Origin of the sequence: Bacillus sp. RK1064, assembly GCF_051488405.1 — a bacterium.
In the GTDB taxonomy this organism is placed as follows: domain Bacteria; phylum Bacillota; class Bacilli; order Bacillales; family Bacillaceae; genus Bacillus.
Genome location: NZ_JBPSCZ010000001.1, coordinates 2,344,006 through 2,369,048, shown reverse-complemented (window position 1 = coordinate 2,369,048; position 25,043 = coordinate 2,344,006). Strand labels below are relative to the sequence as shown.

The window sequence follows — 25,043 nt, the reverse complement described above, 5'->3', positions numbered from 1 at the left end:
CTGTGGAAAAATTGATGATTGTACTTTCTCTCGTCATTGCCTGTTTAACTATCTTGAATTAAAGCTATCATACATGATGTTTTTTGATAAATCAAGATATTTTTCTGAACATTTTCAAAAGTGGGTCAACTGATGCTGGAAGAGTCTTCTTTTTATAAAATTTAAACAAATGTTAAAGAGCGAGATATGGTGTCTTTCCTTTCTAGCTGTATAATAAAGATGAAGGGAGGTACAGCGTGTGTGGACCATCTGTATGAATGAGTTTAAGCAGCTCTTCAAAAGCACAAAATCGATTTTAACAATTGTTATTATTTTCATTTTATCTACTTTTGTTTCAACTCTTCCGTTTATTGCTGCTCATCAGGACAAATGGGAGCAGGCAAAGGATCCTTATTCTATTGGGAATGAACTGGTGATGTCGTTATTTGGTTTCTTCCTTATTTTTTTATTGTCTCATGATATTTTGAGCCGCGAAATTCATTTAAAAACCATTCGTTTTCTCGTCAGTAAAACAACCCGTTTGAACATTATTATCGGAAAATATCTTGGGCTGATGCTGTTTTGGCTTAGCTGCATTATGACGACATACGTACTGAATATGGTAATTTCACATCGTTTTCTGTTCTCTGATGCGTTAAAAATCTTAACCTTTATCAGTGTCGGTATCTCATGTACTTTATTTTTGTCCATGCTCTTTCCAACACCGCAGAAATCAATGTTTGTTGGGATGTTGTTTTCCTTTCTTTTCCCGATCGTCAGTATGATATCTGTTCTTTCTTCAGAACGATTGATTCATTGGTTCCAATATATGACACCTTATTATTATGCGCGCTTGAGTGAACCGCTGACCTATGTACTCATGAATACAGCATTGACCGTTATCTTACTCATTGGAACAGCACTCCTATTTCAAAGGAGGGATGTCTAAATGCTGCATACAAAAGAGCTCACAAAAAAATATCGGACAAAAGTCGCGATAGATCACATTACCCTTGATGTCAATCAAGGCGATATCTTCGGACTCATTGGACCTAAGGGTTCTGGTAAGACGACGTTTTTCAATATCATTACGGGAATTTCCCGGCCAACCTCTGGTACGTTTACGATGATGGATATGCCTTCATTAAAAAAGGTGAGGCAGCATATCGGTGTTCTGCCTGAATATACGGATTTATATGAAGGGCTCACGGCACTTGAACATATTGCCTACTTATCCAAAATCACCGGGACACGCCAGAAAACGAGTGATTATGAAGAACTGCTCGAATTTGTCGGTTTAGATCACTATCATCAGGAAAAAGTCGGTACCTTCACACCTGGTATGAAGAAGCGGCTCGGAATGGCGCAGGCCATCGCCCATCGGCCCGAATTTATTTTACTAGACGAGCCTTTTGCCGATATTGATGCTGATTCGATCTTACACATCCAGCAGGTCATTGAAACGTTAAAACATGAAGGGAAAACCGTCTTTTTAACGGCTGACCGCCCAAGGTTCACAAATAGTATTTGTACCAAAACGGCATTCATTTCTGAAGGAAAATTAGTGTCCCCCCATACTCATCCTCAAGAAAAAACCATCACATCCTCAAACATACGTGCAACCTTCAAGCATGCGTGGATTGATGATGAGGTGAAACCTGTTCTCACGCAGTACTTACAAACTGTCGGAACAGATCTTGTGATCAGTGATGACGAGACCTCATTGTTGATTCGTTCAGAAGCCCAAGTCCCATCGATCATCCGCGCTTTCGTGAAATGCAAAGTCGATTTATACAGAGTCACGGCTCAGGATGCCATGAGCACCTCATAAAAAAGTACCGTACGCGATCCGCACGGTACTTCTTCTTTTTTATAAAGGTTTACTCATATAGATTCCGGTTTCTGCAAATCCGGTCTTCTCGTACAGTGAACGGGCGATTTGATTGTGAGCAAAAACATGCAGCGAGAGTTTCTGCACTCCTAATGACTTTGCCTGCCCCTCTAATGCAGCAATAGCCTGCTTTGCAAAGCCTTTTCCTCGATAAGCTTCGAATAAAATAAAGTTATAAATGAATCCTTCCTGCTGAGGGTGATTCGGGTCATAACAAAGCCAAACCCAGCCAATCGCTTCTTCCCCATTTAAGAAATTCCATAGTTCATGATGCTCTGTCTGCAGACCTTCTGGAAGCAGACGATCAAATTGCTCTTCTGCGTTCGCAAGTGATTCTTCCTTTTCCCATGTCCCTGCGAGTACCTTTTCTTCTGCGTACCGCTGAATGGCCTTCTCCATCAATACATCGTAATCCGTTTGTGACATTGGTTGTAGTGTAACCAATCGCATCGCCCCCTTTCCTCCATCATATGATGAGCATGCAAAAAAAACCAGTCCCATCAAGGAACTGGTCATCCGCCGAATCGGTCGGTTTGAGAAAGTTTGATCTCTACTGATTTTTTCTTTCCGCTTCGGTAAAACTCCATCTTTACCTTGTCGCCGACTTTCTTTTGATATAAATACTTACGAAGATCTACGATATTCTGTACACTCTTGCCATCAAAGGAGGTGACGACATCCAACTCTTTTAGTCCCGCTTTTCCCGCTGGAGACAAAGACTCGACACTCATCACGACAACCCCTGATGTGACTTTAGATGGCAGCTTCAACGTTTCCTGCCAGTGATAGCTCGCAATATCTGCTAATGATTTCATGCCAACGCCTAGATACGGACGCTTCACCTCTCCGTAGCGCTCTAAATCTTCTATGACAGGGATGACTAGATTCGCCGGGATAGACAGCCCGATGCCTTCTACCTCTGATTCAGCAATCTTCATTGAGTTGATGCCGATCACTTTTCCGTCCATATTGATCAAGGCACCACCGCTGTTGCCTGGATTGATGGCGGCATCTGTTTGCAGTACCTCCGCATTCCAATCCGCCTGTCCGTCCCCATTCGAGTCTACAGGAATCGCACGTTCCGTTCCCGAAATGACACCTTGTGTGACAGAGCCCGCGAATTCAAGCCCTAACGGATTTCCAATGGCGATGACTGGCTCACCTGGCTTCACATGATCTGAATTGCCAAAGGCGGCGGTCTTCTTGATCTTATCACTTTTGACGGTGAGAACCGCTAAATCCATCAGCTGATCGCTTCCAACAAGATTGGCACCAATTCTTGTCCCATCCTGAAGGCTCACTTCAAGCTGGTTGGCTCCTTTGATGACATGGTGGTTGGTCACGATATAAAAGGTATCACCCTTTTTCTTATAAATCACACCTGACCCGCTGCCTGCCTCCCCGCCTTCTTCCCAAAAGCTCGACTTTTGGATATTAATGACGCCGACAACCGTATCCGACATATTAGATACGACTTTCGTGACCGCATCATTGACGTTCACATTGACGGTCTTTAAAGGGCCCTGTGCTGATTGCTCATCTCCGTTCTGCTGCCACCCAAAGGGACTGCCGCTCTGTCCTGACACATAGGGGAAAAAGAATCCCATTAAAAAAGCTCCTACCAATACACCGATCAGACCAGATAGGAAATATCCTTTTCTGCTTCGTCTCGGCTTCCACTCTACATCGCGATAATCCACTATGTTTCCTTCCTTTCAGTGAATAGATGATGTATATAGTGTTGGTAAGAAGCTCTTATCTTAATCATACGATTGTAAAAATCATACGGCGCAAAGCGGGGTTGCTTTTTTCGGGTCCGTATCATATAAATCAAAGCCATCCCCGACAACAAAGCCTTTCATCTCAAGTGTCTGCTGGACCGCCATACGGGCTAAATCCTTCATGTTGTTGTCTTGACTCAAGTGAGCCAAGTAAATGCGTGAGGTGGCATCTCCAATGACATCTGTCATCGCAAGAGCGGCATCTTCATTTGAAACATGTCCGACATCGCTCAAAATTCTGCGCTTAATGCTCCACGGGTATCGGCCCATTTGCAGCATACCGACATCATGATTGCTCTCAAATACAAATGTATTGGCTGACTGAATGATGCCTTTCATACGGTCACTCACATAGCCTGTATCCGTCATTAGGGCAAGTTTGCGCCCGCCATAATGGAACACGTAAAACATGGGCTCAGCCGCATCATGTGAGACGCCAAAGGACTCAACATCGAGACCGCCAAAGGATTGGACGGTTTCCATATCAAAGTGGAATTTTTGCTCTGTGTCAATCTTCCCGATATGAGACTCCATCGCCTTCCATGTTTTCGCATTTGCATAGACGGGGAGCTTGTACTTTCTCGCCATGACACCGAGCCCTTTAATATGATCTGAGTGCTCGTGTGTCACAAAAATGCCATCCAAATCTTCAGGCTTGCGGTCGATTTGACCAAGCAGCTCGACCATTTGTTTGCCGCTTAACCCAGCATCCACTAAAAAGGCATGCTCGTCTGTTTCTAAATAAAAAGCGTTCCCCGTACTTCCGCTCGCTAGTACACTGAACTGCAAGCTCATGTTCTCTCACTCCATTGAAGATTTGTCATCTTTCTCTATATGATCAAGTGTTGAGCCATCAATGGCATTGATCAAATATTCTTCTTCTGTCTTTTTCTTTGAACTAACTGATACGCCTTCAAGCTCGACTCGCCATACAGGCACCATGACCTGCGTGCTTGCACCCGGGTATTGCGTATAGTAGCCAAGCTCTACCTTTTTCACGGTCGTGTTTTGGCTCAGCATGTTTTGTGTATATAAGTCCTTCACGGTTTCAAGCGCTGGGACAAGGGTTTCTTTTCTCACTTCATTAATCGACGTCACCATCGACTGCTGATACGACACGACCTCGTTTTGATCGTTTACATCTAAGGTGATTTTCCCGATGGTTTCGGTGTCATCAAGGCCTTCTTGGAAGATGTATTTCCCTTTATACGTTTGGAAAAAGACGATCTTCCCTGTCTCTTCATCAATACTCCACAGCTTATAATTCTTCCCATCCAGCAAACGCTGGTTTACGAGGTTTGCCGCCGCTGTTTTTATATCCTTTTTTGGCAATGCAACGGGTTTATTGAAGGTCATCTCAAGCAGTGTGACAGGATCATCTTTGTCCGTTTTCGGGAATGTGCTTTTCGTCTTTTGATCAGCTAATCCGTCGACATCCTTTTTCGTATATTGCTTCTTTTCAGCTGTAATGCGGTATCCAATCTTCGCTTCATCTGATAGATTGCCATATTTGATCCCATCTGCCTTCATTTCTTCCAGCGTATCCGTTTTTTCGATAATCGCAAAATGATCGGTTGATCGTTTTTCAAAGTATTGAAAACCTAGAAAGATATCGAGAACGAGAAAGGCTAGGATAAAGATCGTTTTGGTCTTATTCCACTCCATTATTCTCGCTCCCCTCTGTCAACAAATCATGCGATAGTATCACGGTTTTGCCGTTATATTTCATGCACCATACTGGCTCCAGCCAGACAAACATCGCTTGATCTTGATCTGATGCGGTTGAAGCAGCTTGATAGGCCGGGAAAATTTGTTCAATTTTCTCCAGGTCATCATATTTCGTCTGCTTGACGATTAAGTCCTTCAGCTCTGTCCCGTTCATCAGCTTGACCTGTTCACTCTGACTCGCTTTGTTGCCTAGAATATAGTTTGGACGCTTGTAATTCAAGATGTCATCATTCGCCCACTGTACTTCAAGAGAGGTCATCCCAAATGGATGCTTTGTACTGTTGACGATCGGCAGACCATCCATAAACATATTAAAGGAAAGCTGCTGGTTGCTGTTGATGCCAAAGTATTGATAGTCATCGGTAAAGCTCCCCGTATCATTGAAATACTTCACACTTCGCTTGATCAAATCCCCCGTTTGGAAAACGGTGCTGGAATTGATATTGCGGTGCTGATATTGGATGCGGTGGTCTTTTTGATTGGCTTCAAGACGGCTTGTGCCATCTGTGTACACTGTCCGATTTAAATTAGACTCCTCGCCCACAAGACTCGGGTCCGTAAACAGAGCGTCCTTGAATTTGCTTGTCTTAATCGTTTCGATAAAGAACATTTTCGCTTCAAGCTGCTTTTGCTTTCTCGGAAGGAGGAAATCTCGTTTAGAATTAGCTGAGAATGTATAGAGATCGTAGCGCGGCATCTCGTTTTGAGCGGCTGAGATACTGTCCATTAGATTCCGATAGTTAGCGGATTCTATTGTCAGCTCAAGCACCGTTTCCTTGCTGTATGAAACCAAATAGACTTTCTTATTGGCCTTGTCCTGCTGGGAGAACGGCACAATCATCCGATCAAACGAGTTGTATTCAATGGACTTATTCGGCCATTTAAACAGCGCTTGGAAAATATCAATCGGAATCGAGTCATTGAATACAAGATCCAATGTCTTCCCCTGTCCTCCGCTTCCATAGAAGAAATTCTTAAATCTCTGCTCAGAATATTGATCCGACACATCCGAAATCTCTTTGACATCCCAAAGGCTCACATCATTCCAGAAGTTTTGAAAGAGTTCCTTTTGATCGACTTTAAAATGCTCCCCATTTGAATGGATGAACATCTCGCGCGGCTTCACGACATCAATGAGACTTCTAGGCTCGTCGCTTGAAATCTTCTTCGTTTCCACGACCTTTGTGCCGGCATCTGCCTGGTCCTGCATGACGGGCTGGAACATCCAAATATTCCACGTAAACACAAGACTGATCGCAATTAGGATTGTCAATATTATGGTTTTAAAGGTCTCACGCTTCATCCCAATCATCCTCTTGTTCTTCATTGTACGGAAGGGTAAAGGTCACCGTTGTTCCTTTTCCTTCAATGCTGTCAGCCCAAATATCTCCGCCATGAGCCTGAACCATTTCTTTTGCAATCGCAAGGCCTAGGCCGGTTCCGCCAAGCTTTCTTGTTCTCGCCTTATCCACTCGATAAAAACGTTCAAAGATTTTATCCATATCCTTCTTCGGAATACCGATCCCTTCATCTTTGACGCTGAATAACACAAGGCCATTCTCCTCATCCAGATCAACGGTAAACGTGATATGTCCACCCTCTGGGGAGTATTTCATGGCATTTGAAATGATATTATCGAGCACCTGTGTGATTTTATCTTGATCAATTTCCACGTATATTTCACGCTGCGGCAGATTGCGGATAAACTCGACATGCTGCTCTTTCGTCATTTCAAAACGATCAATGACCAATGAGATAAACCTGATAAAATTCGTCCACTCACGGTTGAATTGATAATCCTTGCTGTCGAACTTAGACAGCTGCAGCAGGTCATTAACAAGCCGGATCATGCGCTCTGTTTCATTTTGCGTGACACTGAGGAACCTTGGCGCAAGCTCTTTATCACCAATTGCCCCTTCAGCCAGTGCCTCAAGATAGCTTCGCATCGTCGTCAGCGGTGTGCGCAGCTCATGTGATACGTTTGCGACGAATTCACGGCGTTCTGCATCAATTTTCTCCTGCTCTGTGACGTCATAAATGACCGCAATTAAACCATCAATCTTCCCATGCTCTTTCTGAATGACTGAGAAATTCACACGCAAAACAGACAGCTGATCTTCGCGTTCAATTTCTATCAGCATGGAATCTTGATTTTCGACTAAATCTTCAAATGTATGCGTGTCCTCGAGGCCCAGTAAGGACGTAATCGGCATCTCTAGAGCTGTTTCACGTGAAACATTTAACAGCTCTAATGCGGGGCTGTTTAATAGAATAATCGCACCGTTTTGATTCGTGGCGATGACGCCATCCGTCATATAGGCAATGACAGAAGAAAGCTTTTTCCGCTCACCCTCCGTCATCAGCTGCGCTTCCTCCAGTTCTCTCGTCAGATGGTTAAAGGTTGTCGCAAGCTGGCCAATCTCGTCATGTCCATACTTTCGGACTTTCCTGGAAAAATTCCCTTTGGCAAGCTCGATCGCTTGCTTTCTCATATCCGAAATAGGATGAGTGATTGTTCTAAAGATGAAGATACCAAGCAGTGCGGTCGTCCCAAGTGCGATCAGTGTGCCAGTCGCCAAAATGGTGTTAATGGTTCGCATTTGGTTAAAAACGCTCTCCATCGAAGACACAACATAAATCACACCGACGGTTTCTTGGTTTTCATTTTTCACGGCTGTCGCAGAAATACGGACCCGTTTGTTTGATTCAGGGTCATAGAATTTTTTCTCATAGTCTTTGCCGACCGCAAAAATACGGCTAATGATTTGATCAGTGATTTTCTTCCCGGCAATCTCCTGACTGCCATTATTCACAGAGGCAATGACCTCTCTGCTTTCGTCAATATAGCTGACTTCAGAAATTTCATTAGACTCATCTTTGTTGTTAAAGTCGTTTAATATCTTTTGAGCATCCTCTTTTAATTCTGCCTTGCTTTTCGATGAATCTTGTTCTAGGTAATACGATAACGAGTAGATTCGCTGATTCAAGGAATTATCATAGGAATTAATTAAGGACTGCTCTAGCTGCTTCACAAAGTACACGCCAATGATCTGCATGGCGACAATGATCAGCAGCACGTAAATTAAGGTCAATTTGAAGTGAATCGAGCGAAAAAAACCTACTTTACTCATAAGAATCTTAGTCCTGCTCTGGGTTTCTTAAATAGTAGCCAACGCCTCGTCGTGTCACGATCCAGCTCGGGTGGCTAGGATTGTCTTCAATTTTCTCACGAAGACGGCGGACTGTGACGTCCACTGTACGCACATCCCCGAAATAATCGTAGCCCCATACGGTTTGCAGCAAGTGCTCACGTGTCATAACTTGTCCGATATGTTTCGCTAAGTAATGAAGCAATTCGAACTCACGGTGCGTCAATTCAATTGTTTCCTCACGCTTAGACACCACATATGCATCTGGATAAATGACAAGTGATCCAATCTCAATATCATTTGATTCAGATTCTTCCTCTGTCTGCGGCGCAGCAATTTGTCTTCTCAAATTCGCTTTCACACGGGCAAGCAGCTCGCGCGTGCTAAATGGCTTCGTCACATAATCATCTGCGCCAAGCTCAAGACCGATGACTTTATCAATTTCAGAGTCTTTTGCTGTCAGCATGATAATCGGCATGTCATATTTTTTTCTCACTTCACGGCATACCTCAACGCCATCTTTGTTCGGCAGCATAATGTCGAGCAGAATGATGTCCGGTTTGATTTCTTCTACCATTTCAAGGGCTTCATTTCCGTCATATGCACAATGAACCTCATAGCCCTCTTTTCTTAAGTTAAACTCCAATATATCAGCAATCGGTTTTTCATCATCTACGACAAGAATCTTTTTTTCCATTGTGATTTCCTCCTGCATTTTTAGCATCTATGTCATTCCATTTTGCATCTCTCATCAGGCCTTTTCGTTTGAGCAAAAAAGGCTCACTGTCTATTATAACGTTTTACGTGGCAAAGATAAAAATAATAACGGCTTTCTTTTCTAGTAAACGTTGAATAGGAAGTCACCTCTCAAAAAAATTGATGGCTTTTTTCCTTTTTTATTGAAACTTTTCCAGTCACCAATCGTCTATATAGATGTAACGTCTTCTTCTTATGGAGCCGGGCCCTACCTAGGTCCGGCTTCTCCCTTTTTATGCCTTCTTTTCATAAAATAAAAACGCACCTGCGATTGCAGATGCGTTTGGAAGTGGCTCGGGACGGAATCGAACCGCCGACACACGGATTTTCAGTCCGTTGCTCTACCAACTGAGCTACCGAGCCATCATCAAAAGATGAATATGTATAAATGGCGGTCCGGACGGGACTCGAACCCGCGACCTCCTGCGTGACAGGCAGGCATTCTAACCAACTGAACTACCGGACCTCAGTAACTTGCCCGAAAAAGCAATCGTGGTGCTCCTTCAAGCAAGTGAGGAAAAATTAGCTTAACGCTAAAGTAAATCAATGACCCGTACGGGATTCGAACCCGTGTTACCGCCGTGAAAGGGCGGTGTCTTAACCGCTTGACCAACGGGCCAATACATGGTGAGCCATGAAGGACTCGAACCTTCGACCCTCTGATTAAAAGTCAGATGCTCTACCAACTGAGCTAATGGCTCTCGGTTTGTGAAAAGTGAATCTGAAGAAGCCGTATTGCGTCAAACCAATCGCTTTAAAAAAGCTGGAACATCGCATCCTAACAAGTTTCAGAGACCTTTGCAACAACGAGATTTATAATATCATAGAGTAATTACATATGGCAATACGTTTTTCGACATTTTTTTAAAAAAAGTGTCGGATTTGAAATCTCCTGCCAAAGCCCTTCTATTTGCAATCGCCTTCATTTCTGATTCACCTTTTCATGACCACTGCCTATTCAAGCACATAGAAACGTTTTAGACCGCTCAAAAATGGTTATACATGAAACAAGTGACATTGTGATTGAAAAAGGAGGAAGCAGTATGAGTTCATTTAAATTAGGAGATAAAATGCCCAACTTTTCACTTCCAACAGTACAGGGTGAACATATTGATTTTCACAAACATTTAGAGGAGCATCAAAGCTGGCACCTCATCGTCTTCTTTAGAGGCTCATGGTGCCCAGTATGTGTAGAAGAATTGAAAGAGCTCGAACAGCAGCAATCATACTTTCAAGACAAGGATATCCACTTAATGGCGATTTCAACAGATAATTCTGATGACTTGAAGGAATTTGCGGATAAAGAAGGGCTGTCCTTCCCAATCATGTCTGACAAGGACCTCACTTCATTAAAAGCATATGAAGTCCACTATCACGGAGAAGATGCTCCTTATGAAGATCACGGAGTGCACGGGGAACCTGCCTATTTCTTACTAAACGAAAAGGGCCAAGTCCTCTATCAGCAAAGACAAACAAGTCCGTTTGGCAGACCGCATGCCAACGAACTGCGCAAAATCATTCAGTACATCCGCAAAAACTTAAAAGGCCAATATAAAAGCGTGAAATAAGAAAGAACCCTCGTAATGAGGGCTCTTTTTTTATGATTATCTTTTGTTAAACAGCCAGTCTGCGGCGAAAAACACAAGAAGTCCCGCCATGAGAATGACAAAAGTGACGGGTGGTCTGTCACATTCGACATACGAGTACAGCGCATGCCCTCCTAATGCGAGAAGATAAAAGACAAACGCTGGTACAGCTGCTTTATGTGAATTCGCTTGTTCTCTTTTCGTCATTTTTTTAAAAAACATTGTAGCTATTCCCCTTTATGCTGCCTTCTTCATCGTCACTCGGCGAAGTGCCCGCGAACGAATATATTCCATTGGACCCATTCTCCAAACCTTTAGACAAAATGCTGATACGGCGATTTGCAGAAGAGAAATGAGCAGCCATGCCAATACGATAAGAGGGGCGTTGATTTGTCCGCCAAGACCCAATCCCCAGCTATAAAAAAGAACCGAGCAGACGATATTTTGCAGGATGTAACAGCTGAGTGCCATTTTCCCTACATATTCAAACCAATTCCACATGAACCATGATTCCGTGTGAACCAGGAGCTTCGCAATGACAGCGATATAGAAAAGAGAGAGGAATGGCGAAAACGCATAGCGCACAACGAATTCCACTAGTTCGTTCGGAACGAAGACAAGTGCATTCAGCGGCAGCCCCACCCACAGACCGACTCGGAATAATATTTTCCGTAGAGATTGCCCGCGTTCATTTGCATAAAAAACACCGGCTCTCATCATCCGCACACCTAATAAAAACAGAAATGTGTTCATTGGAATGATAAAGATCGCTTCTTCACGGTACATGAAAAAGTGTTGTAATCGTTCTTGAACCTGCGAGATCCATGTCTCTGGCAGCTGCTCTTCCAGCGCCGGTTCACTGCTTTGATCATACGATTCTGTCTCCATTTCAGAGAGGGAGAACACCATCAGATAGGACAGAACAAGTAGATGAATGACTCCAGAGAAGATCATGCCTCTTTTGATGCGCTTGCTCCCTCCTCGTACAATAAATGCCACAAGCAAACCGGTGACAGCGTAACTCATGAGCACATCATATTCCATCACAAGTGCAAAATGGACAAAGCCTTCGATAAATAAAAATAAAAGAATCCATAAATATGTACCCGGCCAAGGCGTGTTTTTTCTTTTGGCCTGCTGATATTTCAGCTCTAGCCCTACACCGAACATGATTGTGAGCAGTGAGAGCATTTTCCCATAGACGAACATGGAAACAAGGCTTTCTAGAAAACTGCCATGTTCATATTCATCTGCAATCTGATCTGTCGCAAAGGTATCCCCTGCATACGCAAAAAACCAGACGTTCGTTCCCAATGTGCCTAATATGGCAAAACCTCGTAAAATATCTAATAATCTTATTCTTTCTTTCACTAGAACGCTCCTTCCCCCTATACAGTTATCATATTTTGGTAATGATCGGAAGCCTGTTCTACTGAAATTAAGAAATATTTAAACAAAAAGACACCAGTAAAATGTGCAATTTTACTGGTGTCTGATCAGTCTATTATTATGGACGGTACACGCTGCGGACAACGTTCGTTTGGGAACGATCTGGTCCGACTGAGAAAATGGAAAGTGGAATACCTGTTAATTGTGAAATGCGCTCTAAATAATGACGGGCATTTTCAGGCAGTTCGCTTAAATTCTTCACGCCTGTAATATCCTCTGTCCATCCTGGCATTTCCTCGTAGACAGGCTCACATTTCGCTAGTTCATTTAGACTTGCTGGAAATTCTTCTGTGATTTCTCCGTTCAATTTATAAGCGACACAGATTTTCAATGTTTCAATCCCTGTCAGTACATCAATTGAGTTAAGAGATAGATCTGTAATCCCGCTCACACGGCGAGCATGACGGACAACGACACTGTCAAACCAGCCAACACGGCGCGGACGTCCAGTTGTTGTACCGTATTCACGGCCAACCTCACGGATTTGATCGCCAATTTCATCATGGAGTTCTGTCGGGAATGGGCCATCTCCAACACGTGTTGTGTACGCTTTTGACACGCCGACCACATGTTGAATTTTCGTTGGTCCTACACCAGAACCAATCGTCACTCCTCCAGCCACTGGGTTAGATGACGTGACAAATGGATATGTCCCTTGATCGATATCAAGCATAACGCCTTGTGCTCCTTCAAATAGCACACGGCGGCCTTCATCTAGTGCGTCATTCAAGACAACAGATGTGTCCACGACATATTTTTTCACTTGCTGGCCATATTCATAATACTCGTCTAAAATATCTTCAATCTTGAAGCCTTCTGTGTCGTACATTTTCTCTAAAAGACGATTTTTCTCTTCTAGATTACGTGCAAGCTTCTCTTCAAATACTTCACGATCTAATAGATCTGCGACACGGATACCGATACGAGCTGCTTTGTCCATATAAGCTGGTCCGATTCCTTTTTTCGTCGTACCGATCTTGTTAGCCCCTTTCCGCTCTTCTTCCACCTCGTCCAATTTTAAATGGTAAGGCAGAATCACATGGGCTCTATTGCTGATTCTGAGGTTATCTGTACTCACATTCCGTTCGTGAAGATACGCAAGCTCAGTGACCAACGCTTTAGGATCAACCACCATTCCATTACCGATGACACAAGTTTTCTCTTGATAAAAAATACCGGACGGAATGAGGTGTAGCTTGTAAGTCACTCCATCAAATTTGATCGTGTGACCTGCATTGTTCCCCCCTTGATAACGGGCAATCACCTCTGCATTTTCTGAAAGGAAATCGGTAATTTTCCCTTTCCCTTCGTCACCCCACTGCGTACCTACTACGACTACTGAAGACATATCGTGCACCTCCGTTAACCTTTCAAAACGTTATCTCTTTCAAACACATTTATTTTATCAATGCAAAACGAAAAAGTCAACGTGAAATCCGAACATTAATATCTCGAAATCAAATTTTGTTCGTTTTAATTATGAGAAAAAGCGCTTTAATCACTTATTCAGCGCTTAAAAAGGGAGATTTTGAGTAAAAACAACTATTTTGATGGTTCCTAATTTCTATTGATTTTCAATTAAATGAATCATCGAGCTTGCCATAAAATCAGGTGAGTACGGTCTCCCTGTCCTCAACCACCATTCTGCTGTTCCAACATAAGCAGAAATGACGAATTGCTGCTGCATGTCGATTGGAACGAGATGTGGATGAGGCTTTGAGCCTGCGATTTCCTCTAACCCCATAGAAAAGCTTTCTTCAAAAAAAGCACGAACCGTTTCATGAATATTGAGCTCTCGTCCTCGTTTCAAAAGAATTTGATACTCCTCTTCATGTTCCTGCAAATGCTGATAAAATCGAAAAATATACACATATGCCGCATGCTCTTTTTTCACATCATCTTCTTGTACAGGAGCAAAAATGGCACATTTCATCACATCAAACATCTCATCCATCACCTGCTGGGCAAGATCAAATTTATCCTCATAATGCTGATAAAAGGTGGTGCGGTGGATGCCCGCCACTTTCGTCAAATCCTGTACAGAAATCTTCTCCCACTCTTTTTCTCTTAATAACTGAAATAACGCTTTTCTTAATTGCTGCTTCGATTCCGTTGCACGCTTATCCCCTCTGTAGCAGTCCGCCACAAGCCATTCTCCCCTTCCTATGAACTTCAACAGATTCCGCTTTTCTGTTGGTTGAATCCTCAAGGCTGATGAATTAACTTTAATCTAACACAATGAAAAAAAGGAAGCATCTGACAACCTATAAGGAGTGATGATCATGGAAACAACAACACCAACTGCCGTGCAAAAAGCGTTATTAAGAGGAAAAAACAAGCAAGATCCGTATGACCCATTTGATTGGTATGCCAACATGCGTCAGACATCACCTGTTCATTTTGACGAAGCCAGCCGAACATGGAGTGTATTCACCTATGAGGAAGCAAAACGTGTGACAATCGATAAAGATACCTTTTCTAGTCAGCCTCCTAAAGACCAGCGGAAGCATTCACTGATGAAAACAATGGTGATGATGGACCCTCCCAAACACACTCGAATCCGCTCCATTGTGAGCAAAGCCTTTACACCTCGAGTCATGAAATTGTGGGAGCCGCGTATTCAAGAATTGATGGAGGAACTCATGGCACAAATAGAAGGAAAAAACGAGATTGACCTAGTGCAAGCCATCTCTTATCCGCTTCCTGTCATTGTCATTGCAGAGCTTTTAGGTGTGCCGTCAGAGCATAAACAATCCTTTAAAGAATGGTCTGATATTCTCGTCAGTATGCCTAAAAGTGAAGATGAGGAGGATGTCGCTGAATGGCAGAAAATTCGGGACCAAGGAGAGGCTGATATGATGGCGTTTTTTGCAGACATCATTGAAAGGAAACGTCACAACCTCGGTGATGATTTGATTTCCCTCCTCATTCAAGCGGAGGAGAATGGAGACAAACTGTCAGCGGATGAATTAATTCCATTCTGTAATCTTCTTCTTTTAGCTGGCAACGAAACAACCACCAACCTGATCTCCAATATGATCTTCAGCTTGTTAGAACAGCCGGGTGCGTATGAAGCGCTCGTTCAATCACCTGAGCTCATCCCGCGTGCTGTGGAGGAGGCCGTCCGTTTCCGTGCACCCGCTCCTACGATCGTCCGCTATGTCACAGAAGACACAGAGCTTGGGGGAAAAGTGCTGAAAAAGGGAGACAATGTGATTGTGTTTCTTGCTTCTGCCAACCGGGATGAGCGTCAATTTTCAAATGCACATGAATTCGATATACACCGCCACCCTAATCCTCATATTGGTTTCGGGCACGGTATCCATTTCTGTCTTGGCGCACCACTTGCCCGCTTGGAAGCATGTACTGCCATCAAGGCCTTATTGGACCGATATGAGTCACTAGAGCTCCTCTCCTATATGCCGATGACAAACAGCGGCATGTATGGGCTGAAAGAGCTGAAGCTGCGTGTCACGCCGCGTTCATAACAGAAAAGACTCCCGGGCATGGGAGTCTTCCTTTTAAACGGGGGTGATTCCATCTGTGTTCATGAGCACAATGCGATACCCATCTGGATCTTCAATGGTTGCTCCTCCCCGTTCCCAATATGGATTTGTAGAGGTGACTTGCCGTCCGCCAAATGAGATCAATCTCTCTTTCATTTGCTGAAATTCCTCAGCATCTGGAATATAGAACACAAGAAGTTGTTCTGGATGCGGAACGGGCAGGCTCTCTTCTTCTTCATGTTTGGTGATTTCTAAATGAACATGCTGATGAGGAAGCCCCAGCATCACACCATCGTATCCTTCATGCTGATCAAATGAACCTATTCGTTTGAGCCCTAAGCCTTTTTCATAAAAAGAAACAACCTCTTCCATGTTGACGGTTGGACGTGCGATGCGTAATTGAGCGGCTTCGAACTGTTGAAATTTCATCAGTCATCACTCCTTTTCTCCTTTTAGTATACGATTTCTCTCTCTCCCTCTCCTCCTCATTTCGACCGTTTTTCAATCATTCTTTCGATGTAGATCCATCAAAAAAAAGCCCAGCTTCTTGAGCTGGGCTTTAAGCACCGGGCGGAACACCCGCATCGTCAAACCTTCTTTCCAGATTGACGAATTTGTTATATTCTTTGACGAACGCCAGTGATACTGTACCAACTGGACCGTTACGCTGTTTGGCAATGATGATTTCAATAATGTTCTTATTCTCTGATTCTTTGTCGTAGTAATCATCACGATAAAGGAATGCCACGATATCGGCATCCTGCTCGATACTTCCTGATTCACGAATATCAGACATCATTGGACGTTTGTCCTGACGCTGCTCTACTCCGCGTGAAAGCTGAGACAAAGCAATAACCGGAACTTCAAGCTCCCTTGCCAGCGATTTCAATGCCCTAGAGATTTCAGAAACCTCTTGCTGACGGTTATCGCTTGATCGTCCGCTTCCTTGAATGAGCTGCAAGTAGTCAATCAGGATCATGCCAAGACCGTTTTCTTGCTTCAAACGGCGGCATTTCGAGCGAATTTCACTTACTCTGATTCCTGGTGTATCATCAATGAAAATCCCACTATTTGATAGCGAGCCCATCGCCATTGTCAGCTTGCCCCAGTCCTCTTCTGTCAGATTACCGGTTCTTAGGTTCTGTGCATTGATATTTCCCTCTGCACAAAGCATACGCATGACAAGCTGCTCAGCCCCCATCTCTAAACTAAAGATGGCGACACTTTCGTCTGTCTTCGTCGCGACATTTTGTGCAATGTTCAATGCGAAGGCTGTTTTCCCTACCGATGGACGAGCCGCTACAATAATCAAGTCATTTCGCTGGAATCCAGCAGTCATCCGGTCAAGCTCAGAGAATCCCGTTGGAATCCCTGTGATATCGCCTTTTCGGTTATGAAGCTGTTCAATATTATCATATGTCTGAACAAGAACGTCCTTAATGTTTTGGAAAGCTCCTGAGTTTTTACGCTGCGCCACTTCCATAATGGTCTTTTCAGCATCACTCAACAGATCCTCTACTTCATCCTCACGCGTGTATCCATCCTGTGCAATGGTTGTCGCCGTGCGGATCAGACGTCTTAAAATTGATTTCTCTTCTACAATTTTTGCATAGTATTCAATGTTTGCGGCAGTTGGGACAGAATTCGCAATATCGGTTAAATACGAAATCCCGCCTACCTCTTCTAGTAAATCTGTATTGGCCAGTTCAGAAGTCACCGTAACAAGATCGACCGGTTCCCCTCTATCGCCAAGTACAAGCATCGCATTGTAAATCTTTTGATGCGACATTCTATAGAAATCCTCTGGAATTAATACCTCAGAAGCGAGCGTGAGCGCAGATGGTTCTAAAAAAACAGCACCTAATACGGCCTGCTCGGCTTCTATATTTTGCGGCGGCAGCCGGTCATCGAGAAGTTCCGTCATGCCAAGCACCGTCCTTTCATAAAAAAATACGCTACTCATCATTTTAACATTTTCATCAATAAAAAAGTGAAAAACATCGACTATAGTCAAAATTACCATGAGGATGTTTCGTTGAACAGCCAACCAACGCATTTCAATAGAAAAGACTCTGTAACATAAATTGTTATAGAGTCCTTCTGTATCGGATTTTTATCTGTTGTAGTTCACACATGTGATCGACGCTCCAACATGGCATGTTCGAATGCGTTTTTTTAATCTATCGTTTTCTTCACTCCATAATTTTCTTTTTGCCCAATGTCTTGTAAAGACCCGTTTTGATAACCAATAGATAGCACCAAATCGGGAATTGAATCAAACCCGTTTTTGGCTAGATCAAATAACTGTGCTCCGTAATGTGAAGCGGCAATGCGTGCATTTTCTGCTGTGTATGGATTTTTCAGGAGTTCTTCTTTGTATATATCAAAAATATTCTTCCCGTTATCCGTTACAAATTGACCGTTTACAATGCTTAAATCTTTTAAATTGTAGCCTGTGACCGTTTTGATTTGATTAACAAGGTGGAATTTGGCAAGAGAATCAGGCGTGAATTGAGTAGAATCGTCAGATCTGCTTTTCATGATGTGGAAAAATAATTCTCTTGTATTGTTGGTTGTATTTAATAGGTCTTCTATTTGTTTGGTCAGCGATTCGTCTGTTGAACCACTCACCAATAATTTGAAATGATTTGGGTCAATGGTAAAAGTTAAATTTGTGTTTTTAGGAATGGTTATACCGTTTTTAGAGAATAAATCTTGCAATTGTTCGTTGACCTTTTGCCGATTGAATATTTTTTTCTCTACGCTTTCTTGGGTAGGATCGTACCGTTTTTCATTACGGAAGATGGCGTCATTAAAGTCATATTGACCTCCTTTATTATTCCTTGCCCAACTCATTTCCATAATGTAAGCAGCTTCTCTTTCCGGTTTTGTTAGATCACTTCTGAAATAAGAAGAATAAGGGTTTCTATACTTATTATATATATGGTCTTGAGGATCTTTGAATCGTTTATTTTGTTCATTTATTTTTTCGTATTTTTCATCTAGTATTTTCATCCGTCTATCAGCTTCGGTCATCACCTCATTTGTACTTTTAATAGCTGATTGACCTTTATAGTCGATTCGGTTCTGATTGTTTGAAGCACCTGCCGTGTATGACGTATTAATATTCATTTTGATTCTCCTTTTTAAAAAAATAGTGATTATTAAATATATCGGCAATTCAGTTAAAATTTGTTAGTTTTGATCCGATATAGTAATTATTACAAGGAGGGTTAAAATATGACAAATACTATCTTCAAACGTTTTTTATTACCTGCATTGGTATTAGTGCTTGTTACTAGTTTTTTTGCACCTAATTCTGCGGAAGCAGCTATTACAGGGAATAACAGTCCTAACACAGCAAGTTCAATGGGATATTGGAAAAATAGTCGTCCAGATACAACAATCTTACCTGAAGGTGAAAATGAAGCGTATTATCAGTTTACGATCAATAAAGGTGAAAGAGTTTATGTCAGAAGTTCTTATAATAAGCAATATACAGGGATGAATATCGAGGTGTATAATTCTAAATATTTTAGGACAGGGTCCGAAGTTATTAATCCTGATTCAGTAACGCCTTTTATTTTTGCTAATACTGGTGAAGTTACATCAACTTCAGAGACTTATTTTGTGAAAGTGACCCGTGGTACATATACAGGGAATATGTACTTTACTGTTTCCATTCAAGATCGTATTAAATCTGGTAATGGGACATTCAATTTTACGGGGACTTCTACCAACTTGGGGAATTCTTCTTTAAATTTTTTAGGAGTTGATTCTTCAGTCATTACAATGGATTTAACTAATAATTCCACAGTTCCTAAACGTGCTGTAGTTAAATCGATTACGACAACTAGTACCCAAACACCCAACCAAGGGAATGTCACACACAAACTGATGGCTGATGAAAACAAGATTTGGAACGAATCCGTTTTTTCCTCTGCAACAAGTGGTTCTTACCGTATTTCTCTGGAAGATCAATTAAAAGTCGCTCAAAAATGGAGCTTTAAGTACAATGCAAAAGCTACTGCGAGATCTACTATGAGCAATGTCAAAGCCGATATCCGTTACGAATATGATGTCACAGATGGATTCTAATTTAATGGTGTTTACAGACATGTTCACCAATTGATCAAAAAGTAAGGGTACATCCCTTACTTTTTTAATTGTGGCATTTTTGATGCTATACTTCGCCACTCTTAAAACAGCTACGCATGATATTGAATAAGTTGTGAGATATGATCACCAGCTTTTTGAAAAATCCTCCTCTTTTTTCCTAAAAATACAAGCGGGTCTATAGACTTATTTTTCCTCAAAATTATTTCAAGAAGAAAAGCCTATATTTATTCCTGAATCAAACAGAAGAAAATAGTAAATATTCCAAGGCAGTCAAGGTCTTTTGACATTTCTCCTCTTTTTAAATGACAAGGTCCGGTATTCCCTATTTCAAATCATTTGTTAGTGAGTTAGTCCGTTATTTTCTGAATATTAAGATTAAAATATCAAATACACAACTTTATGAACATTTGACTTCATAATTGATAACCATTATCATTTGATTTGCTTGCGTGATAGTTGAGAATCATTTTCATTTGGAGGAACCATTCTTCAATTACTACACTCTTCCAATATCCGCAAGCCTGCTTTTATCATTGTATGAGGGTCGAATTTGAGGAAGGAGATTTTCTAAATATGTCCAAACGCCCTGAAGGAATGGGTACTGAGGATTCACTTTTCGGAGAAAGCCGTCCTTTTTTTATACCTGGGACGGAGCAACTGGATATCACAGCGCACCCATACAGACTTTTTATATTTAAACCGAATACTACTCCTCCAGCGGCTGGTTTTCCAGTCATGTACGTGCTTGATGGGAATTCACTTTTTGGCACAATGGTCGAAGCCATTCGTTTACAGTCAAGAAGACCTGAAAAAACAGGTGTCGTACCTGCCATCATTATTGGAATTGGCTATCAGACAGAAGCGCCCTATCATCCGCTCAGGCATTATGATCTCACTCTTACCAGCCCTGATGCTTCCATTGGGGGCAAAAGAAAGGACTTCTCCATCCATACATATGGCGGGGCCTCTGCTTTCTTTTCTTTTTTAGAAAAGACTGTAAAGCCTTATATCGAGCAACGCTGTCCGATCAACCTGAGTCGTCAAACACTGTTTGGGCATTCTCTTGGCGGTCTTTTTGTATTACACACACTATTTGAGCACCCTGATGCTTATCAGACATATATTGCGGGCAGTCCTTCTATCCACTGGAATAAAAAATTATTTCTAGAAAAAGAATACCAATTCACCAACCGTATACGTCAGGTGCCTATGGATGTAAGGCTGTTTGTAGGTGTAGGTGAGCTAGAAAAACATCATCCATGTCAAATGAATGATCATGCAAAGTCACTAGCAAATCGTATGTTGCCTTTATCCTCATATGGCTTACATACGGCCTATCATGAGTTCCCTGAAGAAGGACATACGTCCGTTTTACCGGTGCTGATGAATTACGCTTTCCGTTTTGCACTCTATCATGATGATCCTTTAACAACCACAGACATGAAAGAAAGGTAGTGAACACATGAAACATAGTGGTCTATCTCAAAAGATTGCCCTTATCACAGGCGCAGGACAAGGTATTGGGCAAGCAGTCGCAAAAAGACTATCCGAAGAAGGTGCGATCATTGCAGCAGTTGACGCAAATGAAGATCAGCTGCAAAGCACCATCCAACAAATGAATGATGAAGGCATACGCGCCTTTGCCTATCCAGGTGACATTACCGATCAAGCTTCTGTTCAGCACATTGTCGATCAAATTGAAAAGCAGCTCGGACCCATTTATTTACTAGTCAATGTAGCAGGCATTCTTCGAATCGGTTCTATTGACCAGCTTTGTGCAGATGACTGGCACCAAACCTTCGCAGTCAACACACATGGTGTCTTTTACGTATCTCAAGCTGTCTCCAAATACATGATGAAAAGATCAGAAGGGGTCATTGTGACCGTCAGCTCTAACGCAGGTGCCATCCCTAGAATGAATATGGCTGCCTATGCCGCATCAAAAGCCGCAGCTACTTCCTTTACAAAAACGCTTGGATTAGAGCTAGCAGCCTATGGAATCAGATGCAATGTCGTCTCTCCTGGCTCTACCGCAACACCTATGCAATGGGCTTTATGGTCTGATGATCAAGGAGCAGATCAGGTGATTAAAGGTTCATTAGAGACGTATAAAACCGGTATTCCTTTACAAAAAATCGCTGATCCTCAAAACATCGCTGATGCAGTAATCTTCTTTGCATCTGAGCAATCCAGTCATATTACGATGCAGAATCTCACGATTGATGGTGGCGCAACACTCGGAATCTAGCATTTCATCAAAAAGGAGGCCTTTTCATGAAACATTCATTATTGTCGTCAGAAGAAAAAGTACAGTTGATTCAAGACTATCAGCCAGGCGCTTTTTTCCTTGCTTCCCCTAAACGTACGATACTGGCAGAAGGGATTTTCCAGCATATTGAAACCAATCAGCTAAATGAACTATCCACAAGGGTAGCTCACGTATTTGACGCTGCCAAACAAGCTGGTATTCGAACACCGATTGTTGCTGGTGCTGTTCCGTTTGATCCGGCGCAACCCGTTCGTTTAAGTGTTCCAATCCATGTACAGTTTAGTGATCCACTCGAATTTCATCAAGGAGATGAGGAGTCGGAAGTGGCAGCTCCATCCTATGAGGTGACGCCTGTTCCCTCTCCAGATGTCTACATGAATGGTGTTAACGAAGGGTTAGCTAAAATTGAGAAAGGAGAGCTTAGCAAAATCGTACTCTCTAGATCTCTCTATCTCAAATCAAATCGAGAAATTAATACGAAAGCAATACTTGAACGACTTGCTCGTCATAATACGACTGGCTATACGTTTGCTGCAAATGTAGCTGACCCGGAATCTTCCCAAAAGCGCACACTGCTTGGGGCAAGCCCTGAGCTGCTTCTTTCAAAAACTGGTTCATCTGTTATTTCCAATCCACTTGCTGGTTCTCGGCCACGCAGTTCAGATCCAGTAGAAGACCAGCGTCGTCACGCTGAACTCCTTACTTCAGCGAAGGATTTACACGAGCATGCAGTGGTTGTCGATGCTGTCACTAAAGCGCTTGCTCCTTACTGTCATACACTAGATGTGCCTGCATCACCATCCGTCATACAAACAGAAACGATGTGGCATTTATCTACTGTCGTTAAAGGTGAATTAGCAGATGCAGGTGTATCCTCAATTGATTTAGCGCTTAGTCTTCATCCAACACCCGCAGTATGCGGAACACCTACAGCAGATGCTCGTGAAGCAATCCAAGCGATTGAACCCTTCGATCGAGGATTTTTCACAGGAATGATCGGTTGGTCAGATGCAAATGGTGATGGTGATTGGATTGTCACCATTCGTTGTGCAGAAGCTGAGGGGCACTCCCTTCGCCTCTTTGCTGGTGCAGGAGTGGTCAAAGGATCAAAGGCAGAAGAAGAGCTAGCCGAAACATCTGCAAAATTCAACACGATGCTTCATGCGATGGGCATCCATCAGTTATAAAAATACATAGGAGATGACAAAACATGTTTGTTCAACCACCTACATGGCCAGAAGAATTTGCAAAACGCTACCGTGAAAACGGCTGTTGGCGTGGGGAAACCTTTAGCGGCATGCTTCGTGAACGCGCCGCATCGTTAGGGAATAAAACAGCAATTACATACGCTGATACGCACATGAGCTACCAAGAACTTGATGAGCGCGTCAGCAGTCTTGCCGCCGGTTTTCATCAGCTTGGAATTCAAAAGGGAAGTCGAGTTGTCGTTCAGCTTCCTAACATTCCTGCTTTTTTTGAAGTCATTTTCGCTTTATTTCGAATCGGTGCTTTACCCGTCTTCTCGCTACCATCTCATAGAAGCAGCGAAATCACTTATTTTATTGAGTTTGCCGAAGCAGACGCATATGTCATACCAGATATCGATGGTAGCTTTGATTATCGATCACTCGCACGTCAAGTGAAAGAAAAGCTTCCCTCATTACCTCATGTCATTGTTGCAGGGGAAGCTGAGGAATTCCTTGACTTGGATGATCTGCGCAAGGACCCATCACTTGATCCTCAAATTCATGTAGAGGCAAGCGATATTGCGTTTCTTCAGTTATCTGGAGGCAGCACAGGCCTTTCAAAGCTCATTCCTCGCACACATGATGACTATATTTATAGTCTTTGGAAAAGCAATGAGGTGTGCGAGCTTACACAAGATAGTGTGTATCTAGCTACACTTCCAGTTGCACACAACTATCCATTAAGCTCGCCTGGAGTCCTTGGGACGTTATACGCAGGTGGAAGAGTCGTTCTTGCACCTGGATCAAGCCCTGATGTAGTCTTTCCACTCATTGAAAAAGAACGAGCGACCATTACCGCTGTGGTTCCACCTATCGCATTGATTTGGCTAGAGGCCGCTCCTCATCGATCAGATGACTTATCGAGTCTTGAGGTCTTACAAGTCGGTGGTGCTAAATTAAGTGCTGAAGCAGCAAAACGAGTGATGCCTGCCCTTGGGTGTAAATTACAGCAAGTTTTTGGCATGGCAGAAGGTCTGGTCAACTATACCAGACTAAATGATCCTGAACATGTCATTATTCATACACAAGGACGCCCGATGTCTGAATATGATGAGGTACTAGTGGTAGATGATGAGGACAAGCCCGTCCCGAATGAAGTGGCTGGACATCTTTTAACAAGAGGACCTTATACGATTCGTGGCTACTATAAAGCTGATGAACAAAACAAAAAAGCATTTACACCCGATGGCTTTTACAGAACAGGTGACATCGTGCGATTAACCAAAGAAGGAAATGTTGTTGTAGAAGGCAGAGACAAGGATCAAATCAATCGTGGTGGCGAAAAGGTTGCCGCTGAAGAAGTCGAAAACCATTTACTTGCGCATGCTGACATTCATGATGCCGCCATGGTGTCCATGCCAGATCCGTTTCTTGGCGAACGCTCATGTGCCTTTGTTATTGCGAAAGGAAACAACAAGCCAGCACCACACGCATTAAAGTCATTTCTAAGAGAACGCGGGCTCGCTGCCTATAAAATTCCCGACCGCATTGAATGGATCGATGCGTTCCCACAAACAGGTGTAGGCAAAGTCAGTAAAAAAGCATTAAGAGAATTAGCTGCAATCCATACTGCCAACGTATAA

General features: G+C 42.8%; 23 protein-coding genes, 4 tRNA genes and 1 other annotated feature (1 of these 28 running past the window's edge). Of the genes, 9 read left to right on the top strand and 18 right to left on the bottom strand.

Features of this window, described 5'->3' with window-relative positions; translation table 11 throughout:
• Positions 1-46, bottom strand: a binding site (T-box leader) (it extends 225 nt beyond the left edge of the window).
• Positions 47-238: 192 nt separating this feature from the next.
• Positions 239-928 (top strand): ABC transporter permease subunit, encoded by a 690-nt coding sequence (locus ACSSTM_RS12130; RefSeq protein ID WP_420734998.1) that lies wholly within the window; start codon positions 239-241, stop codon positions 926-928.
• The gene (locus ACSSTM_RS12125; RefSeq protein WP_060597676.1) at positions 929-1,810 is read left to right on the top strand and encodes an ABC transporter ATP-binding protein; all 882 of its coding nucleotides are present in this window, start codon (positions 929-931) and stop codon (positions 1,808-1,810) included.
• 39 nt (positions 1,811-1,849) lie between these two features.
• On the opposite strand, the gene ACSSTM_RS12120 is transcribed toward ACSSTM_RS12125, so the two are convergent.
• The 11 genes from ACSSTM_RS12120 to ACSSTM_RS12070 all read right to left on the bottom strand — a co-directional run bounded on the left by ACSSTM_RS12120 (position 1,850) and on the right by ACSSTM_RS12070 (position 9,985).
• Positions 1,850-2,320 carry a GNAT family N-acetyltransferase gene (locus tag ACSSTM_RS12120; protein ID WP_223253272.1) on the bottom strand — a complete coding sequence of 157 codons (471 nt, stop codon included), beginning with the start codon at positions 2,318-2,320 and terminating at the stop codon, positions 1,850-1,852.
• A gap of 62 nt (positions 2,321-2,382) precedes the next feature.
• On the bottom strand, positions 2,383-3,573 hold the full coding sequence (locus ACSSTM_RS12115; protein ID WP_411266061.1) for a S1C family serine protease: 1,191 nt from the start codon (positions 3,571-3,573) through the stop codon (positions 2,383-2,385).
• Positions 3,574-3,651: 78 nt separating this feature from the next.
• A complete protein-coding gene (locus ACSSTM_RS12110) occupies positions 3,652-4,446 on the bottom strand; it encodes an MBL fold metallo-hydrolase (RefSeq protein ID WP_034660602.1) in 795 nt (264 codons plus the stop codon).
• A 6-nt stretch (positions 4,447-4,452) separates the two neighbouring features.
• Complete coding sequence (locus ACSSTM_RS12105; protein WP_034660604.1) at positions 4,453-5,316, bottom strand: two-component system regulatory protein YycI; 864 nt, start codon at positions 5,314-5,316, stop codon at positions 4,453-4,455.
• Positions 5,303-6,682 carry a two-component system activity regulator YycH gene (gene yycH / locus ACSSTM_RS12100; RefSeq protein ID WP_034660605.1) on the bottom strand — a complete coding sequence of 460 codons (1,380 nt, stop codon included), beginning with the start codon at positions 6,680-6,682 and terminating at the stop codon, positions 5,303-5,305. The genes ACSSTM_RS12105 and yycH overlap by 14 nt, the downstream gene beginning before the upstream one ends.
• Complete coding sequence (gene walK / locus ACSSTM_RS12095; protein WP_034660608.1) at positions 6,672-8,510, bottom strand: cell wall metabolism sensor histidine kinase WalK; 1,839 nt, start codon at positions 8,508-8,510, stop codon at positions 6,672-6,674. Before walK ends, yycH begins: the two co-directional genes overlap by 11 nt.
• 7 nt (positions 8,511-8,517) lie before the next feature.
• Positions 8,518-9,225 (bottom strand): response regulator YycF, encoded by a 708-nt coding sequence (yycF, locus tag ACSSTM_RS12090; RefSeq protein ID WP_034660610.1) that lies wholly within the window; start codon positions 9,223-9,225, stop codon positions 8,518-8,520.
• A 349-nt stretch (positions 9,226-9,574) separates the two neighbouring features.
• Positions 9,575-9,647, bottom strand: a tRNA-Phe gene (locus ACSSTM_RS12085).
• A gap of 26 nt (positions 9,648-9,673) precedes the next feature.
• Positions 9,674-9,750: transfer RNA gene (locus ACSSTM_RS12080), tRNA-Asp, on the bottom strand.
• An 81-nt stretch (positions 9,751-9,831) separates the two neighbouring features.
• Positions 9,832-9,903: transfer RNA gene (locus ACSSTM_RS12075), tRNA-Glu, on the bottom strand.
• A gap of 6 nt (positions 9,904-9,909) precedes the next feature.
• Positions 9,910-9,985 (bottom strand) — tRNA-Lys (locus ACSSTM_RS12070).
• 342 nt (positions 9,986-10,327) lie between these two features.
• Here ACSSTM_RS12070 and ACSSTM_RS12065 point away from each other — a divergent pair.
• On the top strand, positions 10,328-10,852 hold the full coding sequence (locus ACSSTM_RS12065) for a peroxiredoxin family protein (protein ID WP_095286155.1): 525 nt from the start codon (positions 10,328-10,330) through the stop codon (positions 10,850-10,852).
• Between the two features lie 36 nt (positions 10,853-10,888).
• Here the strand turns inward: ACSSTM_RS12065 and ACSSTM_RS12060 are convergent, their stop codons facing one another.
• From ACSSTM_RS12060 to ACSSTM_RS12045, 4 genes are all read right to left on the bottom strand, one after another.
• A complete protein-coding gene (locus tag ACSSTM_RS12060) occupies positions 10,889-11,092 on the bottom strand; it encodes a hypothetical protein (protein ID WP_095286156.1) in 204 nt (67 codons plus the stop codon).
• Between the two features lie 15 nt (positions 11,093-11,107).
• Positions 11,108-12,241: a DUF418 domain-containing protein gene (locus tag ACSSTM_RS12055; RefSeq protein WP_342689872.1), complete on the bottom strand. Its 1,134-nt coding sequence runs from the start codon at positions 12,239-12,241 to the stop codon at positions 11,108-11,110.
• A gap of 136 nt (positions 12,242-12,377) precedes the next feature.
• The gene (locus tag ACSSTM_RS12050) at positions 12,378-13,667 is read right to left on the bottom strand and encodes an adenylosuccinate synthase (protein WP_034660617.1); all 1,290 of its coding nucleotides are present in this window, start codon (positions 13,665-13,667) and stop codon (positions 12,378-12,380) included.
• A 216-nt stretch (positions 13,668-13,883) separates the two neighbouring features.
• Entirely contained in the window at positions 13,884-14,465 is a 582-nt protein-coding gene (locus ACSSTM_RS12045) for a TetR/AcrR family transcriptional regulator (RefSeq protein ID WP_034660619.1), read from the bottom strand.
• A gap of 136 nt (positions 14,466-14,601) precedes the next feature.
• Here ACSSTM_RS12045 and ACSSTM_RS12040 point away from each other — a divergent pair, with 136 nt between their 5' ends.
• Entirely contained in the window at positions 14,602-15,807 is a 1,206-nt protein-coding gene (locus tag ACSSTM_RS12040) for a cytochrome P450 (RefSeq protein ID WP_034660621.1), read from the top strand.
• Between the two features lie 33 nt (positions 15,808-15,840).
• Here ACSSTM_RS12040 and ACSSTM_RS12035 read toward each other — a convergent pair whose 3' ends face one another.
• The 3 genes from ACSSTM_RS12035 to ACSSTM_RS12025 form a co-directional block, all read right to left on the bottom strand.
• A complete protein-coding gene (locus tag ACSSTM_RS12035; RefSeq protein ID WP_034660623.1) occupies positions 15,841-16,254 on the bottom strand; it encodes a VOC family protein in 414 nt (137 codons plus the stop codon).
• Between the two features lie 130 nt (positions 16,255-16,384).
• Positions 16,385-17,749 carry a replicative DNA helicase gene (dnaB, locus tag ACSSTM_RS12030; RefSeq protein WP_003214779.1) on the bottom strand — a complete coding sequence of 455 codons (1,365 nt, stop codon included), beginning with the start codon at positions 17,747-17,749 and terminating at the stop codon, positions 16,385-16,387.
• Between the two features lie 251 nt (positions 17,750-18,000).
• Positions 18,001-18,957: a DUF4885 family protein gene (locus ACSSTM_RS12025; protein ID WP_334750656.1), complete on the bottom strand. Its 957-nt coding sequence runs from the start codon at positions 18,955-18,957 to the stop codon at positions 18,001-18,003.
• Positions 18,958-19,065: 108 nt separating this feature from the next.
• Here ACSSTM_RS12025 and ACSSTM_RS12020 point away from each other — a divergent pair, with 108 nt between their 5' ends.
• The 5 genes from ACSSTM_RS12020 to ACSSTM_RS12000 all read left to right on the top strand — a co-directional run bounded on the left by ACSSTM_RS12020 (position 19,066) and on the right by ACSSTM_RS12000 (position 25,043).
• Entirely contained in the window at positions 19,066-19,923 is an 858-nt protein-coding gene (locus ACSSTM_RS12020) for a hypothetical protein (RefSeq protein WP_420735000.1), read from the top strand.
• A gap of 594 nt (positions 19,924-20,517) precedes the next feature.
• Positions 20,518-21,399 carry an alpha/beta hydrolase gene (locus ACSSTM_RS12015; RefSeq protein ID WP_420735001.1) on the top strand — a complete coding sequence of 294 codons (882 nt, stop codon included), beginning with the start codon at positions 20,518-20,520 and terminating at the stop codon, positions 21,397-21,399.
• A gap of 7 nt (positions 21,400-21,406) precedes the next feature.
• Positions 21,407-22,192, top strand: coding sequence for a 2,3-dihydro-2,3-dihydroxybenzoate dehydrogenase (locus ACSSTM_RS12010; protein WP_095286163.1), 786 nt, complete (start codon positions 21,407-21,409; stop codon positions 22,190-22,192).
• Between the two features lie 26 nt (positions 22,193-22,218).
• Complete coding sequence (dhbC, locus tag ACSSTM_RS12005; RefSeq protein ID WP_095286164.1) at positions 22,219-23,400, top strand: isochorismate synthase DhbC; 1,182 nt, start codon at positions 22,219-22,221, stop codon at positions 23,398-23,400.
• A gap of 23 nt (positions 23,401-23,423) precedes the next feature.
• Positions 23,424-25,043: a (2,3-dihydroxybenzoyl)adenylate synthase gene (locus ACSSTM_RS12000; RefSeq protein WP_095286165.1), complete on the top strand. Its 1,620-nt coding sequence runs from the start codon at positions 23,424-23,426 to the stop codon at positions 25,041-25,043.